17 protein-coding genes are annotated in these 17,180 nt (G+C 51.7%); 3 read left to right on the top strand and 14 right to left on the bottom strand.

What is annotated here, in order from left to right; all coding sequences use genetic code 11:
- Positions 1-91: 91 nt before the first annotated feature.
- The 9 genes from BMW93_RS13590 to BMW93_RS13550 form a co-directional block, all read right to left on the bottom strand.
- Positions 92-1,474, bottom strand: coding sequence for a mercuric reductase (locus BMW93_RS13590; RefSeq protein WP_090377668.1), 1,383 nt, complete (start codon positions 1,472-1,474; stop codon positions 92-94).
- 145 nt (positions 1,475-1,619) lie between these two features.
- Positions 1,620-2,546 carry a bifunctional riboflavin kinase/FAD synthetase gene (locus tag BMW93_RS13585; protein ID WP_090376699.1) on the bottom strand — a complete coding sequence of 309 codons (927 nt, stop codon included), beginning with the start codon at positions 2,544-2,546 and terminating at the stop codon, positions 1,620-1,622.
- A complete protein-coding gene (gene truB / locus BMW93_RS13580) occupies positions 2,543-3,244 on the bottom strand; it encodes a tRNA pseudouridine(55) synthase TruB (RefSeq protein ID WP_090376695.1) in 702 nt (233 codons plus the stop codon). The genes BMW93_RS13585 and truB overlap by 4 nt, the downstream gene beginning before the upstream one ends.
- Before the next feature lie 130 nt (positions 3,245-3,374).
- Positions 3,375-4,151 (bottom strand): undecaprenyl-diphosphate phosphatase, encoded by a 777-nt coding sequence (locus tag BMW93_RS13575; protein WP_090376692.1) that lies wholly within the window; start codon positions 4,149-4,151, stop codon positions 3,375-3,377.
- Positions 4,148-4,363, bottom strand: coding sequence for a DUF3098 domain-containing protein (locus tag BMW93_RS13570; protein WP_090376688.1), 216 nt, complete (start codon positions 4,361-4,363; stop codon positions 4,148-4,150). Before BMW93_RS13570 ends, BMW93_RS13575 begins: the two co-directional genes overlap by 4 nt.
- Before the next feature lie 65 nt (positions 4,364-4,428).
- Entirely contained in the window at positions 4,429-5,307 is an 879-nt protein-coding gene (locus tag BMW93_RS13565) for an ABC transporter permease (protein WP_090376685.1), read from the bottom strand.
- A 128-nt stretch (positions 5,308-5,435) separates the two neighbouring features.
- Positions 5,436-6,029: a bifunctional nuclease family protein gene (locus BMW93_RS13560; RefSeq protein WP_090376679.1), complete on the bottom strand. Its 594-nt coding sequence runs from the start codon at positions 6,027-6,029 to the stop codon at positions 5,436-5,438.
- Between the two features lie 294 nt (positions 6,030-6,323).
- Positions 6,324-7,298, bottom strand: coding sequence for an electron transfer flavoprotein subunit alpha/FixB family protein (locus tag BMW93_RS13555; protein ID WP_090376676.1), 975 nt, complete (start codon positions 7,296-7,298; stop codon positions 6,324-6,326).
- Between the two features lie 37 nt (positions 7,299-7,335).
- Complete coding sequence (locus BMW93_RS13550) at positions 7,336-8,073, bottom strand: electron transfer flavoprotein subunit beta/FixA family protein (protein ID WP_090376673.1); 738 nt, start codon at positions 8,071-8,073, stop codon at positions 7,336-7,338.
- Positions 8,074-8,167: 94 nt separating this feature from the next.
- Here BMW93_RS13550 and BMW93_RS13545 point away from each other — a divergent pair, with 94 nt between their 5' ends.
- Both BMW93_RS13545 and BMW93_RS13540 read left to right on the top strand, forming a co-directional pair.
- Complete coding sequence (locus BMW93_RS13545) at positions 8,168-8,494, top strand: enzyme of heme biosynthesis (RefSeq protein ID WP_090376671.1); 327 nt, start codon at positions 8,168-8,170, stop codon at positions 8,492-8,494.
- Positions 8,495-8,651: 157 nt separating this feature from the next.
- A complete protein-coding gene (locus BMW93_RS13540) occupies positions 8,652-9,008 on the top strand; it encodes a hypothetical protein (RefSeq protein WP_090376668.1) in 357 nt (118 codons plus the stop codon).
- 146 nt (positions 9,009-9,154) lie between these two features.
- Here BMW93_RS13540 and BMW93_RS13535 read toward each other — a convergent pair whose 3' ends face one another.
- Positions 9,155-10,459 carry a Gfo/Idh/MocA family protein gene (locus tag BMW93_RS13535; RefSeq protein ID WP_090376665.1) on the bottom strand — a complete coding sequence of 435 codons (1,305 nt, stop codon included), beginning with the start codon at positions 10,457-10,459 and terminating at the stop codon, positions 9,155-9,157.
- A gap of 26 nt (positions 10,460-10,485) precedes the next feature.
- Positions 10,486-11,784 carry an acetylxylan esterase gene (locus BMW93_RS13530; protein ID WP_090376663.1) on the bottom strand — a complete coding sequence of 433 codons (1,299 nt, stop codon included), beginning with the start codon at positions 11,782-11,784 and terminating at the stop codon, positions 10,486-10,488.
- 161 nt (positions 11,785-11,945) lie between these two features.
- Between BMW93_RS13530 and rluF the strand changes: the two genes are divergently transcribed.
- On the top strand, positions 11,946-12,692 hold the full coding sequence (gene rluF / locus BMW93_RS13525) for a 23S rRNA pseudouridine(2604) synthase RluF (RefSeq protein WP_090376660.1): 747 nt from the start codon (positions 11,946-11,948) through the stop codon (positions 12,690-12,692).
- A 54-nt stretch (positions 12,693-12,746) separates the two neighbouring features.
- On the opposite strand, the gene BMW93_RS13520 is transcribed toward rluF, so the two are convergent.
- Genes BMW93_RS13520 through BMW93_RS13510 form a run of 3 tightly spaced genes read right to left on the bottom strand, consistent with a single transcriptional unit; the run spans position 12,747 to position 17,179 of the window.
- The gene (locus BMW93_RS13520) at positions 12,747-13,877 is read right to left on the bottom strand and encodes a VWA domain-containing protein (protein WP_090376658.1); all 1,131 of its coding nucleotides are present in this window, start codon (positions 13,875-13,877) and stop codon (positions 12,747-12,749) included.
- Between the two features lie 10 nt (positions 13,878-13,887).
- Positions 13,888-16,086: a DUF5682 family protein gene (locus tag BMW93_RS13515; protein WP_090376655.1), complete on the bottom strand. Its 2,199-nt coding sequence runs from the start codon at positions 16,084-16,086 to the stop codon at positions 13,888-13,890.
- A gap of 10 nt (positions 16,087-16,096) precedes the next feature.
- Positions 16,097-17,179, bottom strand: a complete 1,083-nt coding sequence (locus tag BMW93_RS13510) for an AAA family ATPase (RefSeq protein ID WP_090376652.1) — start codon at positions 17,177-17,179, stop codon at positions 16,097-16,099.
- Between the last annotated feature and the right edge of the window lies 1 nt (position 17,180).

The raw sequence follows: 17,180 nt of genomic DNA, 5'->3' as shown, positions 1-17,180 counted from the left end.
GGTTCAGGTCCGCAAAAAGCAAATGCGTATTCCTTCTGTACATAATTAAGCGGCAAAACGATCCATTATGGTGTGAAAAAGCGACGCTACCTCACGCTTCGAGCGTCATGAACAGGTTGTTCAGCGATTCGGCATAGGTCGGGTGCGCAAACACACCGTTCAGGATGCGATCATAAGTAACGCCGCCCATCATGGCCATTTGCAGGATCGTAACGATCTCGCCGCCCTGCTCGGCCAGTACCGCCGCTCCGAGGATCTGGCCTGTTTGGGCATCTACAATGGCTTTCATCATGCCCCGCTCGTCGCCTGTTTCGATGGCACGTGCCACGCTGTCGTTTTTCAGTACCGCTACTTTAATATCGAGCCCTTTTTCCCGGGCCTCCTGTTCGGTCATGCCCACCCGGCCGAGCTGCGGATCGATGAACATGCAATAGGGGATGAGCCGGTCGGCCGTACTGATTGGTTTTTTCTCCACAACATGCTGAATGATCAACCGGTAATCGTCGTAGGAAACGTGTGTAAATGCCGGGCCGCCTTTGATGTCGCCTAATGCGTAAATGCCTTCCACCGAGGTTTCAAGCTGTGCATTGACCTTAATGTAGCCCTTTGCATCCGTTTCGATACCCGCTATTTCAAGGCCAAATTCTTTCAGTTGAGGCTTCCTTCCTGCGGCTACGAGCACGTGCGTACACGAGCGCTGACTTTTAATATCCCCGGTTTGGAGCGCCACTCCGATGATATGGCCGCTTTGCGAGAACCGGACGGCTTTGGTATTTGTCAGTATTTCAATGTCTTCCTGCGCCAGGATTTTCACGATTTCGCCGGCTATATCCTCGTCCTCTTTCTTTAAAATCCGCTCGGCAGGTTCGATGAGCGTTACTTTGCTGCCAAACCGCGCAAACATTTGCCCGAATTCCAGCGCGATGTACCCGCTGCCCAGAATGAGCAAATGCTCGGGAATCTCCGACAGTTCCATAATGGTGGTCGAAGTGAGATAGGGAATGCTTTGAATGCCTTCAATGTCCGGAATAACAGGTTGCAGGCCGGTGTTGAGGAAAAACTTGTCTGCGGTCAGTGTTTCGGTTCCGCCATCCTTTAATGAAACTGTAATCTCCTTTTGCCCGCTGAATCTTGCCGTACCATAAATAAGGTCGAGCCCGGCGGTGTCGCGGATACGCTTTTCGGAGTTGCCGCGCATTAGCTGTACAATGCTGCTTTTGCGGTGGAGGATTTCATCGAGATCGACGGTAATGCCGCCGACGTGCACGCCCAGCGTTTCGTTGTGCCGAGCCGACCATGCCGCTTTTGCGGACGCTACCATGGCTTTGGTAGGCGAGCAGCCGTCGTTCACGCAGGTCCCGCCGACCCATCTTTTTTCTATTAATGCAGTTTTAAGCCCTGATTCGGCCAGTTTGCGGCAAAGCGGCGTGCCTGCCTGGCCTGCACCGATTACAATAGCGTCGTAATGTTTCATATAGGAAAAGGATTGGCTGTCGGAACACGTTACAGAAAGCATGTTTGGTCCCGATTTTACGTATAGGCATAATAAAAGCGTGCCGGGTAGGGCACGCTTTACGCAAAAGCAAACTGTATGAGTAGGTAAAAGAGTTCGGGGTAGGTCAGGCGAACCAGGCAAGGGTGTTTTCCTTGTCGATTCCGATCTGTTTCACGAGCATATCCAGCCCGTTGAATTTCTGTTCGGGGCGAAGATAATGAAGCAATTCCAATTTGAGATCTTCGCCGTAAATTTCTTTGTCAAAGTCGAATAGGTTCGCTTCGATTGTCCGCACGGTGCCGTCCACGGTAGGGCGTACGCCGATATTGAGCATTCCCCGGAATACCTCGTCCTGGTAAATGGCATTGATCACATACACGCCGTTCATGGGGATCAGCTTGTAGGGCTCGTGGACGTACAGGTTGGCCGTCGGGAAGCCGATCGTCCGGCCCAGTTGTTTCCCTTTTACCACAGTTCCCGAAAGCGAATAGGAGCGGCCCAGCAGCTCGTTGGCTTCGTGGATGTGGCCGGTAATCAATGCTTTACGGATGCGCGACGAGCTGATGGCCGTGTGTTCGATATCTTCTCTGGGAATTTCTTCCACTTCAAAACCGTATTCAGAGCAGTTTTTTTGCAAAAACTCGAAACTACCCTCGCGGTTGCGGCCAAAGCGGTGGTCGTAGCCGATCACCAGCTTTTTGGTACCGATTTTTTCCACCAGGATCTGTTTGATAAACTCGTCGGAAGTGAGTTCGGAGAACGAGCGGGTGAAGGGGACGATCGCCAGATGCTGGATACCGAGCTTCGAAAACAGCTCTATTTTCTCCTCGATCGTGGAAAGCAGTTGCAGGTCCTGGCTATCCTCCGACACCACGGTGCGGGGGTGCGGCCAGAAAGTGAGTACCACCGATTCACCACCGGATTGCGCGGTGATTTCTTTCAGGCGGGTTAGTATTTTTTGATGTCCCAGGTGCACCCCGTCGAAAGTGCCGCTGGTTACGACGCCATATTCCAGTTTTTGAAAGGAATCCAGGCTATGATAAATGTTCATTCGTCAACTTCCAAATTCAACGCTACTCGTTTCTGATGAATGAAAGCTGTCAGCTCCCACGCATCTTTCAGTTCGAAATCACCGATCCTGGTCCTGCACAGCTTGCTCATGTAAGCGCCACTGCCCGCCAGCTCGCCGAAATCGCGAACCATACTGCGAATATAAGTACCTTTTGAGCAAATGATCCTAAAATCAATGGAAGGAAAGTGGGTCGCGTCTATTTCAAACAGTTTGATCTCCACCGCCCGCTTCTTGATCTCGGCTTCCTCGCCGCGCCGCGCGAGCTTGTACGCACGCACGCCGTCGATTTTGATGGCGGAGAAAAGTGGCGGAACTTGTTCGATATTTCCGGTAAGCTGCTGCCGTGCGCTTTCGAGTATTTCCGGTGTAATATGGTCAGTCGGGTATTCAGCGTCAAAATCGCTTTCCAGATCAATGGAAGGCGTTGTTTTGCCCAATACCAATGTGCCAGTGTACTCTTTCTCCTGCGCCTGGAAACTGTCGATCTGCTTGGTTTTTTTACCGGTACAGAGGATCAGCAAGCCGGTGGCAAGCGGGTCCAGCGTACCGGCATGGCCTATTTTCTTGAATTTGCAAGCCCTTTTGAGCTTGTTGGCCACGTCAAATGAAGTCCACGTCAAGGGCTTGTCGATCAGGATCACCTCGCCTTCGTCGGGTATGTTTTCTTGTTGGTTCAAATTGGGGGGAGTTTGGGGGCCTTCGGCCGACCATGGAAGATGGACCACGGCTCTGAATTATTAATGGACGATAGACCATGGACCATAGCATATCATAATGGTCAATGGTCTATCGTCGGCCAAAGGCCATTTAAACAACATCCAGCTGATAGCCCGACGCCAGCAAACCTAGCAGGATCAGGCCGAGGATAATGCGGTAATAACCGAAAACTTTGAAACCGTATTTCGTGAGGAAGCTGATGAAGAACTTGATCGCCAGCATTGCCACGACGAAGGCGACGGCGTTACCGATCAGCAAAGTCTGGATATCTTCCTTTTGAATGGTATCGTAAGTTTTTAAAAGCTTGTAACCTCCCGCAGCGGCCATGGTAGGCACGGCGAGGAAGAACGAAAATTCGGCAGCCTGCTTTCTCGACAAGCCGTTGAGCATCCCGCCGATGATCGTCGAAGCCGAGCGCGAAACGCCGGGGATCATCGCGATACATTGGAAAAAGCCGATTTTCAATGCGGTAGGAAATGTAATTTCCTTTTCGCGGGTATCGTTCGCAATGCGGTCGATGAAAATCAGTACAAAACCTCCAAGGAGCAACGAAATGGCTACTACCCACACGTTTTCGAGCAATGTGTCTATGAAATCGTTCAGCAGGAAGCCGATCACGGCTGCCGGCAGAAATGCCACGAAAAGTTTGAAATAGAAATCGGTAGTCTGGAAAAAGCGCTTCCAGTAAAGAACGAGTACGGAAAGTATAGCCCCGAACTGGATATTGACCGTGAACATTTTGGTAAATTCCAGATGGCTGATCCCCATGAACGAGGAGGCTATGATCATGTGCCCGGTAGATGAGATGGGCAAAAACTCGGTAATTCCTTCAACAATTGCTAAAATGATGGCCTGCCAGATACTCATGAATTAGCGGGTTTACGGAGGATCGCCCAGAACTCGATGATGAAGCCCGTAATGGTGATGAGGGGGCCGAGGGTAAGGCCCAGAAAGCCGAAACCAAACTCTTCGCCATCGAAAGTCATGATCAGGAAGCCTGCGAGGATTACCGCGATACCGACCAGCATCATCACGTAGTTGGATGATGAAAATGGAAGTTCATTTTTTGAAGTACTCATAACGTTTATTTATCGGTTACTGTTCTTGAATGTCTGATAAGAGGTGTCATGGGTGCGCCGGCGGATCAGTACAGATCGTCGAGCGCCATGCGCAGGTAACGCGCCAGTGACTGGTAAGTGCTCGCTACACCGATTGCCACGCCAAGGCCCAGCACGGAAGCAATGAGGATTACGATTTTGTCGTATTCCTGCAACATAGCCAATCCTTCTACATTGCGGATCGCGAGTTGTTGCAAGCCGATCAGCAACAGGGCGGCGACAACACCGCCAATAAGACCCTGAATGGCCCCGCGCATCACGTAAGGCTTCTGGATAAAGCCATTGGTAGCGCCTACGAGTTGCATACTGCGGATCAGGAAGCGCTGCGAGTAAATGGCAAGCTTGATGGTATTATTGACCAGCAACACAATGATAATCAACATGATCAACGCGAAGCTCGCCAGTACGATGTAGATTTTGGTCACGTTGCGGTTGATATTGTCGGCCAGGTCTTCCTGGTAAACCACTTCGTATACGCCTTTCACCTGGTCCAGCTCTTTCTTGATCTGTGCGAGCTTGGCTTCTTCGAAATAATCTTCCTGGATCTTTACGCGATAGCTGTCGCGCAAAGGGTTTTCGCCGAGGAAAGTAGCAAAATCCTCCTTGGTGCCTTCGATGAATTCCTTGGCGGCCTCCTCTTTTGAAACAAATGTAATAGCCTTTGTTTCAGCGGATTTCAATACAAAAGGTCTCGCCTGAATGATATTGAGTATCGAGTCCTGCCCGGCTTTGGAAACTTCTTTGTTAATGAACACCCGGACCTCGATGTTCTGCCGGATAATGGAAACCAGCTTTTTGGATTGGATCACCAGGAGCCCGCAAAAGCCGATCAGAAACAATGCAGCCGTGAGGCTCATGACGATCATTGCGTTGGGGTAACTCCCGATCTTCTTTTTTTTAGGCATACAGCGTAGGATTTCGCTCGTCGTTGGTTCGGTTTTCTGGAATACGACCCGGGCAAAAATAAGGATTAAAATTTCAAAACAGCCCTTTTGGGGACAATCCTTAACTATTTTTAACTATAAAGGCGCTTTTAGTTCCTTCTTCCCATTTCGTCGCGGATCTTCGCTGCCTTCTCGTAATCCTCTTTTGACAGGGCGTCGTCGAGCATACGTTGCAACTCGTCGAAGGTAAGGTCGCGGAGCGAATCTTTGGAACCGGAAGGGCGGATTGTTTCACGAACAGCGTCCTCGTCCTCATCTTCTTCCTCGGTTACGGAGCTGGAAACGATGCCTGCTTCCGACAAAATAGTTTCGTAGGTATAAATAGGAATGTCGAACCGCAAGCCGATCGCGATCGCGTCCGAAGGGCGGGCGTCGATCTCTACTTCACGGAGATTATCGGTACAAACGATTTTGGCGTAGAAAATGCCTTCTTTGAGGTCGGAAATGACGATTTCCTTCAATGTATAATTCATACCGTCGGCGAACGACTTGAACAGGTCGTGCGTCATCGGGCGGTTGGGTACTATGTTTTCAATCTGGACTGCAATCGCCTGAGCTTCGAATACGCCAATAATGATAGGCAGCCTGCGGTTGCCGAGTTCTTCTCCAAGTACCAATGCAAACGAACCGGCTTGGGATTGGCTTGGTGAAAGCCCCAGAATTTCTAACTTGATTTTTTTCACGTTTAAATTAAATGCGCAAATGGTTAACAGTCGTGGTGAATGGTCTTTCGGGCTGATTCTTGATTTTCAACGGATTAACAAGTAAACCCTTTAAAGTGTTCCTGTTTGAAAAGCGCCATTGGCGGATCAAAGGTGCAAAAATAAATAACCCTTACTGCATAAAAAAATGCTGTAAGGGTTAAGATTCGGCGGGCGTTGCCGGGGCTAAAATTAAATTAAGGTAATCAACTGATTTTAAGCTCTTTTTTTAAGAAGTAGTCTTTCAAGTAATTTGAAAAAATAGCCTTCAAACCACTATTTAAGGCTTTTTGCAGCTTCTGTCAGTTTGGGCAGGATTTCAAAAACATCTCCCACGATGCCGTAATCGGCCGCTTTGAAGAACGGTGCTTCCGGGTCTTTGTTGATCACGACAATGCATTTGGAGCCGTTTACGCCCGCCAGATGCTGGATTGCACCCGAAATGCCACAGGCAATGTACAGGTTCGGAGCTACTTTAATGCCCGTCTGCCCGATATGCTCGTGATGCGGGCGCCAGTCGAGGTCGGAAACCGGTTTGGAACAACCGGTGGCGGCGCCCAATGCCCTGGCAAGGTCGATCAGCGGCTGCCAGTGTTCGGGGCCCTTCATGCCGCGACCGCCTGAAACGATGATCCCCGCTTCGGCAAGCGACAATTCGGAATCCGCTTTGTCGACGCTCACGACGCTGGCCGTAAAATCGCTCTCACGCAATGCAGGCTGGAATGCCTCCACCGTTGCATTGGCGCTGCTTAAAGCTGCTTCGTCTATTTCAATGGCGTTTTTGCGGATCACCAGCACCTTAATGTCGGATTTGATTTCCGTCGTCGCGAATGCCTTGCCGGTGAAAATGGCACGTGTTACTTTAAAACCGCCGTCGGTTTCGGGCAATGCCGTCACACCGGAAACGATCCCGGCTTTCAGTTTAGCGGCTGCCCGGGCGGCCATCGCATCACCCAGGCCGGATTTGGAAAGGATGATGATTTTGCTGCCTTCCTGTGTGGCCGCTTGCACGAGCGCGTCCGCGTACGCAAGACTGTTTTCATGGTCCAGTTTGGCATCGGCTGCATGAAGTACTTTGACCGCGCCGTATTGTCCGGCTTTTTCGAGTTCCGCATTGTCGGCTTTGCCCAATGCGAGGACCACGGCCTGACCGCCCGTTTGGGATGCTACTTTTGCACCGTAAGCTACCGCTTCCAGCGAAGTTTTCTTGATCGAACCGTTATCGAGTTCTACATATATAAGGATAGACATGATCGTTTTCGTTTAAATGAGAAAAATAAGCCGCGTGTTAAAGGACCTTTGCCTCGGTCTGCAATAGTTTGATGAGCGTTTCCGCTTCGCTGGCGGGAATCATCTTGCAGGCGCCTTTCGGAGCGGGCAGTTTGTAGGTCTGCGGAACGGTCATATCGTCGACAGAAACCGGCTCTACTACATTCAACGGCTTGGTACGCGCCGTCATAATGCCGCGCATATTGGGTATTTTCCATTCCGCGATCGGTTCCTGGCAGCCTAAAACCAATGGTAAATGCGCTTTGAGCACTTCCTTGCCGCCATCGATCTCGCGGGTGATCGTCGCATTGTTTCCTTCCAGATCGAGCTTCATTACTGGTGAGTAGGAGGGGATGCCGAGCATTTCACCCACCAGCCCGTGCACCACGCCGCTGTTGTAGTCGATGGACTCGCGGCCCATCAGGATGAGGTCGTAGCTGTTTTGGCTGGCAATGTGCGCAATTTGCGCTGCCACGAAATAGGAATCCTGGGGATCGGCATTCACGCGGATGGCGTCGTCGGCACCGATCGCGAGCGCTTTGCGGATCTGTGGCTCGGCGTCGGCTTCGCCTACGTGCAGGACGGTGAGGCTGCCGCCGTTTTGCTCTTTGATCTCCACGCCACGGGCGAGCGCGTAGTCGTCGTAAGGGCCGATGATGAACTGGACACCGTTTTTGTTCAGCTTGGTGTCGTTGTCGGTGAAGCTTATCTTGGCGGTTGTATCGGGGACATTAGTTATACAAACGAGTATTTTCATAATGGTATGGTTACTTTTCTTTACGTTTGATGAGAATAACTTTGTCCGGGCAAATTAACGGAAAAGTAAACAGTATGCAAGCATAATAATATCGATGAATAACTCCCTACTCGCCAATTTACTCGCTTTTTACGAAGAGGACCCGGCCGATCCGTTCAATGCCTATGCGCTCGCCATCGAGTATTCCAAATCGGAGCCGACAGAGGCCGGGCGCTTTTTCGACCTCCTGCTCGAAAAACATCCCGATTACCTGCCGACTTATTACCACGCTGGCGCATTTTTTGCTGCGATGGAAAAAATAGAAAAGGCTGAGGAAATTTATCAGAGAGGCGTGGAACTGGCACAGATTCAGAAGAATGGCAAAGCACACCGCGAATTGCTCTCGGCCTATAACAATTTTAAGGACGAACAGGAAGACTGACCTCGTCGGTCGCTGATTTGGGGTTTTGCGGAAAATGGGCTATCTTTAACAAAGATTCTGCACCACCGGGAATATCGCTCCTATCGTATCCCCTCTGCTCGGTCAAGATTTGTATTGTAGGAACTGCCGGTAAGAGCAGAAAATTATTCATGATATTATGGAAAAGGAAGCATTCATCCCGCTTGTAGTAAAGTGGGCACAGTCGCACGGGTTCAAGGAAATCCAGGCCAATATGGAAGGGTACGAAACGCCTAAATCTTACGAAAGGGCGGCTGACAACACCCGTTTTACACCCGATGTGACCGGGGTAAATATGTTTAACCGGCATTATCTGGAGGTTTGCATTAAAACCGACCAGATGCGCGGCCACATCTCCAAATGGAAGCTGCTAAGCGAGCTGGCGGGCATGAAGGGCGCCAAATTGTACCTGATGGCCCCCCGCGGGCACGTACGGTTCGCACGCGAGGCAGTGGATCAGTATAACATCCCTGCGGAAGTTGTTAAGATCGATTAGTTGTCAGGTGGTCAGGTGTTGTCATTGATAGTTTGTGTAGTCATTGTAATGTTTTGAAATAACGATCTTACAATGCCTGACAACATTTGACAATACCTGACCACACCTGACCAACCCTGACTACACCTGACAATATCCGACCCGCTTTACGCCTGCGGATATTTCCACTCCCCGCGGTAGTTCCGGCTCAGTAACTTGTTAGCCTCTTCGTCTCCGGGAATGATTTCTTTCTCGCCATCCCACACAATGCTCCTTCCCAGTTTGTAGGAAAGCATCCCCAACAGCGCCACATTCGTGGAACGCTGTCCCACTTCTATTTCGCAGATCGGCGGTTTGTTGCTTTTAATGGATTCCAGGAAATTGGCCCAGAGCTGCTGGATGTTTTGGTCGTCGGGCTTGTTGAGCTGCGCGTCCTGATGAACCACCGGCTTGTTTGGGTTGGTCGGGTAGAATGTCCAGCCGTCGAGCCAGCCCATGTGGAATGTGCCTTCGGTGCCGTAGAAATAGACGCCTACCGCCTGGTTGGGATGCGTTTTTTCGGCATTGTTAGCTGCGAAATTGCGGTGCTCCCATTCCAGTGTAAAACCGTCGAAATCGTAGACTGCCACCTGGTGATCCGGTGCGTCGGTATTGTCCTGGCGGATCGCGCGGCCGCCGGTGGAGTAAATTTTCTTCGGGTATTTCTGCTCCGACCACCATAACACCTGGTCGAGCCAGTGAATGCCCCAGTCGCCCAAAGTGCCGTTGGCGAAATTGAGGTAGTTCCGGAAGCCTTTCGGATGGATGGTCTTATTGTAAGGCACCAACGGTGCCGGGCCGCAGTAGAAATCCCAGTCGAGGCCCTGCGGCGGTTCCGCATCCGGCGTTTTCTGGCCGGGACCGCCGCCATAATGCACAAATGCCCGCGCCATACCGATTTTTCCCGCCTTCCCCGATTTCAGGAACTCCATACCCGATACGTTGTGCGGGGACACGCGCCTGTGCGTACCTACCTGTACGATACGTCCGTGCTTGCGCGTGGCATTCACCATCGCGCGGCCTTCTTTAATGGTATGCGAAATGGGTTTTTCAACATAAACGTGTGCACCGGACTCGATCGCCGCAATGCAACATAATGCATGCCAGTGGTCGGGCGTGGCCACGATCACGATTTCCGGCTTTTCCTTAGCCAGCATCTCGCGGTAATCCTTGTAAAGTTTCGGCTTGTCCGGGGTCAGTTTGGAGAAAACTTCGGAGCAGATTTTCAGCTGGTTCTGGTCCACGTCGCATAGTGCGACCAGCTTCGATTCTCCTGCCTGAATAGCGCACCGAAGGATATTCGTACCCCACCAGCCCGCGCCAATGAGGGCGGTGCGGTACGGCGCCGCCCGTTTCAACGCCGTCAGCAGCGGAAGCGAGGAGAATGCCGCACCCGCAAGCGCCGACTTTTCAATAAATGTTCTGCGATCCATAAATGTATGTTCCGGTTTTGGTGAGATTACTTGCCTTTCAGTTTGTCGACGAGCCAGTTGTTCATCAAGTCGCGCTCGTCGGAATAGGTCCAGTGGCCGGTGTCGAGGTACAATTTCAGCTCTTTCGGCGCTGTGGTCACATTATAGGCTGCGTACATGGAAGTTGGAGGACAGGTTTCGTCGTTGAAACCCCACATATAAAGCCCCGGAGCCTTCACACGCCGCGCGAAGTTGACCACATCGTAATAGGAAACGGTATTCAGTTTTTCCTTGGTATTATTGGTTTTGACGCCGTTTTTATCAAAATAATGCGGCCATCCGCCTGCGCGGCCGTGCAGGTAGCCTGTTACGTCGCTCAATGCGGGATAGAATGCGCCGAGCCATTTCACGCGCGGGTCGAGACCTGCGGTAATGATCGACAATGCGCCGCCCTGGCTTCCGCCGGTGACGGCCAGATTGGTGCCGTCGTATTGAGGCAGGCTTGTCAGGAAGTCGTTCGCGCGTACGCAACCGAGATATACGCGTTTGTAGTAGAATTTATCTTTATCATCCAGATTATAAGCGGGATAGCCATTCAGTACGCCCTGGCCCATATCAAGGTAAACGGACGGGTCCATAATGACCGGAATGCCGTGGATACCGATTTCAAGGGTGATAATGTCCTTGTCGGCAGTCACCACATCGCCATAATAGGCACGTACGCCCGCACCGGGCACGCGCAGGAGTGCGGGATATTTTCCTTCTTTTTTAGGTACACTTAAAATGCCGTACACGCGCACGCCCGGACGGTTATTTTGCAAACTCAGGTGGTAAACATTCGTCTTTTCGGTGCAGCGGTCGGGTAGCAAAGTCATTTTAGCATCCATCGGTACCGAGGCCAGTTCTTTCTTTGCATTGGCCCAGAATGTGTCAAAATCTTCGGGGTTTGCCACGGTCGGCTGTATTTTCAAAGGCTCGAAACCGGCGGTAGCAAGGCCGCGGAACTCCACGCCGTCGACAGTCGCCCAGGCAATGCACCGGAGGAAACCCGGCGTTTTGAGCGTGCCACCGTCTATTTTCAATGTTCCATCGGCGGCGGTTTTGGTTTCCTTAATCGTCGGTTCGAGTTTTTCCAAACCGATTTCATAGCGAACCTGTGCGTTTTTGACCGGGTTGCCATTGCGCAACACACTGATGATGAATTGTACTTTATCCCCGGGTTTGTAGGTCCAGTCGTCGCGGTCGGCGGTGACGATCACCTCCACGGGCCTGCGCGCGGGCTGCGCATGCAGGGCAAGAATGGTTATCCAGAAGAAGATTTGACTTAGTAAAAGGCGATTTTTCATAGACCGGCAATTTGTTCTATTTTGTGTTCGGATATAATGAGCATTGAAGAGGTAAAGGGCAAAAACACGCGAATCTTTATATGTAACCACGATTTTTTTGCGATTTGAAGTAATTTGCCGCTTAGTAAGCCAAATAAGCATTGGAAAAAGCATAGAAAGCATTGGAGCCAGTCAGGATCAATAAGTTTATCAGTGAAACCGGGTTTTGTTCGCGGCGCGAGGCCGACAAGCTCGTGGAGCAAGGCCGCGTGACCCTCAATGGCCGGAAGGCAGTTTTGGGAGACAAAGCAACCGACGGCGACGACGTACGCGTGGATGGCAAGCCGCTTAAAGTAAAAAAGGCAGGCGTTTACATCGCATTCAACAAGCCGGTAGGCATTACCTGCACCACCGAGCGGCATATCAAGGGCAATATCATCGATTACATTCGCCATAAGGAACGCATTTTCCCCATCGGCCGACTCGACAAGCCTTCGGAAGGGTTGATATTCCTCACGAGTGACGGGGATATCGTGAACAAGATCCTGCGGGCGGGGAATAATCACGAAAAGGAATATGTGGTAACGGTAAACAAACCCATTACCCCAGATTTTATCCAGAAAATGGCATCGGGCGTGCCCATATTAGGGATTATTACAAAAAAATGCTTTGTACGGAAAGATGGCCCTTTTGTGTTCACGATCATTCTCACACAAGGTCTCAACCGCCAGATCCGCCGGATGTGCGAGTATCTGGGCTACAATGTGACGAAGCTGAAACGCGTCCGGATTATGAATGTAGCATTGGATGACTTGCCGGTCGGAAAGTGGAGAAACCTCACTGCCGCCGAAATGCGGGACATCAATGAGGCGGTGGCGCAATCGACCAAGACTGAGGAGGGATCTTATTTGGATGAATTTGATGAATAGGAGGAAAGGGAAACGGTTACTGTCTGTACACGCCATTCTCCCTTCCCTCCCAATTCATATTTTGATATCGTTAGCAGCCGCCCAGGTCGCGATGTCCTGTTTGTTTAATGCCGTTGCCATCAGGTCGGGGAATTGATCGGGTGTGCAGGCGAAAACGGGAATTCCAAGGCTGGCAAAGAACTCGGCATTTTTGTGATCGTAAAAGGGAGCACCCTCGTCGTTAAGCGCCAGTAAGGTGATTACCTGAACGCCTGTATCGACCAGTTGCGCTACTTTTTTGCGCATTTCGATTTCATTACCGCCTTCATATAAGTCGCTGATGAGTACCAGTACCGTGTCGAGCGGGCGGGTGACGAGCTGCTGGCAATAGCTAAGCGCCTTGTGAATATCGGTACCGCCCCCCAGCTGCACACCGAAAAGCAGGTCGACCGGATCTTTGAGCTCTTCCGTGAGGTCGGCTACGGACGTATCGAACACAACCATTTTGGTCGTAACCGCGGGCATAGAGGTCATGACCGATCCGAAAATGCCGGAGTAAATCACCGACGTTCCCATTGATCCACTTTGGTCGATACATAACACGACGTCTTTTAATGCTTTTCGTTTTCTTCCGTAGCCGATCCTTACTTCGGGAATAATCGTCTGGTAATCCGGCTGGTAATGTTTCAGATTCTTGCGGATCGTTTCGTGCCAGTTGATCTCGTTGTGACGCGGGCGTCTGTTGCGCGCCGCGCGGTTGAGGCTGCCCGTAATGGCCTGTTGTGTCGGACCAGCCAGTTTTTGTATCAATTGGTCCACCACCTTGCGGATCACTTCACGGGCCGTAGCCTTTGTTTTTTCAGGAATAAGTTTGCCCAGCGTCATCAGATTGGCGACGAGCTGGATATCCGGTACAATGGTTTCGAGCATTTCGGGCTCGGTGAGCATGGAAGTCAGTTTCAGTCGCTTCAATGCATCCTGTTGCATAACCTTCACAATCGACGTCGGGAAATACTCCCGGATGTCGCCAAGCCAGCGCGATACATTGGGAGAGGAGGCACCGAGCCCACCTTTTTTCTCTGAGTTGTAAAGTGCTTCCAGGGTACGGTCTATCCCGGCCTCCTCTTTGGTGAGCGTGTATTCAAGTTCGTCCTGCGTTTCCTTACCCAGCACGAGCCGCCATCTTTTTACCGTATTATCATCCATTGCATTTGTATTAAAAACCCATAAGCAGTTCCAGTACCGGCAATACCTGTGAAGCTCTCTGGTGGTCTATATCAATTGTTTGAGGGATTAATGCGTCCGACTTACCCTGTTTTGCCCGTCCGGCGATTTTTCTTTTTTCTACATTACTGAAATTGGAGAAAGTGCGCCGGAGCAGGGGTACCACTTGCAAAAACATCTCGTCGTCCAGCGATTGCAGCCAGTTATTCACCACCGCCCAGATCACGTCGTCCAGGATCAGTACCGTGGCTGCGTCTTTCAGGAAACCTTCCAGCCAGTGGGCCGAGGCCGATGGCTCATTATTAAATGATAATGCTTTTGAAAATGCGCTGAATGTACCGTCCATATCGAGCAATCGGCTGTCGTACAATGCCTTGCAGCAATATCCCTGAATCAAGGGTGCGGTGCGGTCGGAGTGGAATATGGTTTCGAGCGCCGCGGTCCAACTCTCTGTTAGTTCCTTCCTTTCGAGCATCCGGATCGCCTGGTTAACCTCTCTGATCTTGTCGGTCGTCGCCACCGCCTGTTCGTCGTCGATACCGGTGCAGCCCGCAGGCAAGCCCGCAACGATCCGGTAGAAAATGGTGGTCATGATGAGGTCGATGCTCTCCCGGTCCGTTTTCCGCACATTACCGTACCGGCTGACCTGTGCAAGCGGCGTGAATGCGTCCATCAACATCGCAATATCGGAGGTACTGGCCGCCAGCTCGTCCATTTTCCGCATCACCACGCCGAGCGCGATTGGCAGATCGGCGGGAATTGCATTTTGTACCAGCGGTGTGATCTCGTCCAGCCGCGTGCATTTCTTCGCGCTGTTTTCGAGGTATTTGGTGGCGGCTTCCCCGATGGTGTTGCCCCAGGGGGCTTTTTCCAGGAGCTTGATCGTCAGTTCGGGGTACCATCTCAGCGTCCATTCTTCTTTGAATGTGCCTTTTCCACTCACGGTTTCCATGGTACCCCAGTCAATGCCGAGCAATTGCAGGCGGTGCAGTAAAATGCTTTTTTGCAAATCATTTTCCTCCCGCAAATCCAGTTTTAAGGCTTTTTCTTCCGGTATAATCTTCATCCTGAACCGCCTGGCGAGCATATCGAGGTCGCGTTGGAGCGGTACCTGTGGGGTGCCTTCCGGAATTTGCCCGAATGCCTTTCCGACGATCAGCTCGCGGTAAATGACTTTCATGAGCACGGGCTCGCCCATACACATGACGGCGATTGTAGCTTCATTTAGCTCTTTCAATCCCGGGCGCGGCAGTTCCCGCAACCCCGCCAATGCACCCGCCAGTCGTACGGCCTCGATGATGTGCGCCGAAGAAATATCCACGCGGTTCTCGCGGAAGACGTGCGCGGTATGCGAAAGCCAGAGCGTACCATGGTCGTCGGGGTGCTGCCAGTGGTGCATATACCAGCCCGGCGATTCCACGCCCGCTCCGTAACCGCTTTCAAATGCCATCCGGTCGTTTGTCCAGGGAATCCAGGTGCTTTCCACTTTGGTTTTCGGAAGATTTTTTAAAAGCGCGTCGTCTTCCTTCGCGTTGGGTAAATGCATGAGTGCCGGTACATGCCACGCGCCGCACACGACTGCGATGCGCTCAAAACGCTCTTTTTGCGCAACGCGAATAGATTTTCGCATAAACGCCTCCCGAATGTCTTCTCGATGGTCGCTCCTTTGTGGTAACGCTTGCCGCAACGCGCTCATACTTTCGGCAATCGCCTCGAAAACTTCATAAGGTTGCTGCGCGATCTCGAAACGATGCTCCCACCATTCTTCCGGATCGTCAAACCCCGCGATTTCGGCCAGGTAGGAGATCGGGTTTTTCCGGACTTGCTCAGCGAACGCCGATGCTTCGCCCGGCTGCCTGGTTTCTTTCCCTTCCATGGCAAAGCCGTGCGCAAGCGGCATATCGATGAAACGGACGGGAATCCGGTTCTCTAATCCATACCGAATAGCATTCCATTCCGGACTGTGAATGGTAAATGGGTAAAATACAGCTTGTTGCGGATTGTCTGGCACGTACGCCAGCAATGCAACCGGCGGCTGCATATCTGCGTGCGTCGTCCACGACAACATCGTTTCGCCCTCGGGCGGACCTTCGATCAGGATTACATCCGGCTGTATTTCCGCCAATGCATTCAATACGTGCCGTGACGAGCCGGGGCCGTGATGCCTGATCCCTAAAAGATGAACGGACATAGAATAGCGGTCAGATAATTTCCCTGCAAGCCCTGTAAACATCTTTCCAACCGTCGCGTTGTTTCAGAACGGTTTCCATGTATTCCTGGAAAACGATTTTGTCCTGCACGGGGTCCTTGATAATGGCCCCGATCAGACCGCTGGCCAGGTCGTCGGCTTTGAGGCTGGCGTCTCCGAAATGATATGCCAGCGATAACCCGCTGTTCATCACCGAAATAGCTTCCGCGGTGCTCAACGAGCCCGAAGGGGATTTTAGTTTTGTCTTACCATCCGCAGAAACCCCGTTCCGCAACTCCCGGAAGACAGTAACAATTCGGTTAATCTCTTCCAGAATCGGTTTTTCGATAGGCAGGTCAATGGATTTGCTAAAACTCGCGACGCGCTGCTGTACAATTTCCACTTCTTCTTCGATCGTCTCCGGCACCGGCAGGATAACCGTATTGAACCGCCGCTTCAATGCACTCGAAAGGTCGTTGACGCCCTTGTCGCGGTTGTTGGCCGTTGCGATGATATTGAAACCGCGGACCGCCATTACCTTGGTATTCAGCTCCGGAATGGGCAACATTTTTTCCGAAAGAATCGTGATAAGGCTGTCTTGCACATCCGAGCCGATGCGGGTCAGTTCCTCCACGCGCACAATTTTGCCTTCTTTCATCCCACGCATTACCGGTGTTTCCACAATCGCCTCGGGGACAGGCCCGGCGGAAAGCAATTGCGCGTAGTTCCATCCGTAGCGCACGGAATCCTCGCCCGTGCCCGCCGTTCCCTGGATCACCAGACCGGAATCGCCGGAAATAGCCGCGCTGATATGCTCTGAAACCCATGATTTGGCCGTTCCGGGCAAGCCGTACAGTAGCAATGCCCGGTCGGTCGTGAGCGTTGCTACGGCAATTTCCATGAGCCGGCGGTTGCCGATGTATTTAGGAGATACGGTAAATCCATTATCGAGCTGTCCGCCCATCAGGTAGGTAACCACTGCGTGTGGTGAGAGCAGCCAGTTCTCCGGCCGCGCGTGCTTGTCCTGTTTTTTTAATTCCTCGATTTCCTGTGCAAACTGCACTTCGGCCGCCTGCCGTAAAATGTTTTGTGACATA

Origin of the sequence: Dyadobacter sp. SG02, assembly GCF_900109045.1 — a bacterium.
Classification (GTDB): Bacteria; Bacteroidota; Bacteroidia; order Cytophagales; family Spirosomataceae; genus Dyadobacter.
The sequence above is the reverse complement of the archived record's forward strand: the minus strand, read 5'-3'. Positions and strand labels throughout refer to the sequence as shown.

Coding starts and splice junctions, on each gene's coding strand:
- BMW93_RS13555 (WP_090376676.1), bottom strand. CDS start 7,298: ATGTCTATCCTTATATATGTAGAACTCGATAACGGTTCGATCAAGAAA.
- BMW93_RS13545 (WP_090376671.1), top strand. CDS start 8,168: ATGAATAACTCCCTACTCGCCAATTTACTCGCTTTTTACGAAGAGGAC.
- BMW93_RS13565 (WP_090376685.1), bottom strand. CDS start 5,307: ATGCCTAAAAAAAAGAAGATCGGGAGTTACCCCAACGCAATGATCGTC.
- BMW93_RS13570 (WP_090376688.1), bottom strand. CDS start 4,363: ATGAGTACTTCAAAAAATGAACTTCCATTTTCATCATCCAACTACGTG.
- BMW93_RS13550 (WP_090376673.1), bottom strand. CDS start 8,073: ATGAAAATACTCGTTTGTATAACTAATGTCCCCGATACAACCGCCAAG.
- BMW93_RS13515 (WP_090376655.1), bottom strand. CDS start 16,086: ATGTCCGTTCATCTTTTAGGGATCAGGCATCACGGCCCCGGCTCGTCA.
- BMW93_RS13530 (WP_090376663.1), bottom strand. CDS start 11,784: ATGAAAAATCGCCTTTTACTAAGTCAAATCTTCTTCTGGATAACCATT.
- BMW93_RS13590 (WP_090377668.1), bottom strand. CDS start 1,474: ATGAAACATTACGACGCTATTGTAATCGGTGCAGGCCAGGCAGGCACG.
- BMW93_RS13575 (WP_090376692.1), bottom strand. CDS start 4,151: ATGAGTATCTGGCAGGCCATCATTTTAGCAATTGTTGAAGGAATTACC.
- BMW93_RS13535 (WP_090376665.1), bottom strand. CDS start 10,459: ATGGATCGCAGAACATTTATTGAAAAGTCGGCGCTTGCGGGTGCGGCA.
- BMW93_RS13585 (WP_090376699.1), bottom strand. CDS start 2,546: ATGAACATTTATCATAGCCTGGATTCCTTTCAAAAACTGGAATATGGC.
- BMW93_RS13510 (WP_090376652.1), bottom strand. CDS start 17,179: ATGTCACAAAACATTTTACGGCAGGCGGCCGAAGTGCAGTTTGCACAG.
- BMW93_RS13520 (WP_090376658.1), bottom strand. CDS start 13,877: ATGGATGATAATACGGTAAAAAGATGGCGGCTCGTGCTGGGTAAGGAA.
- BMW93_RS13540 (WP_090376668.1), top strand. CDS start 8,652: ATGGAAAAGGAAGCATTCATCCCGCTTGTAGTAAAGTGGGCACAGTCG.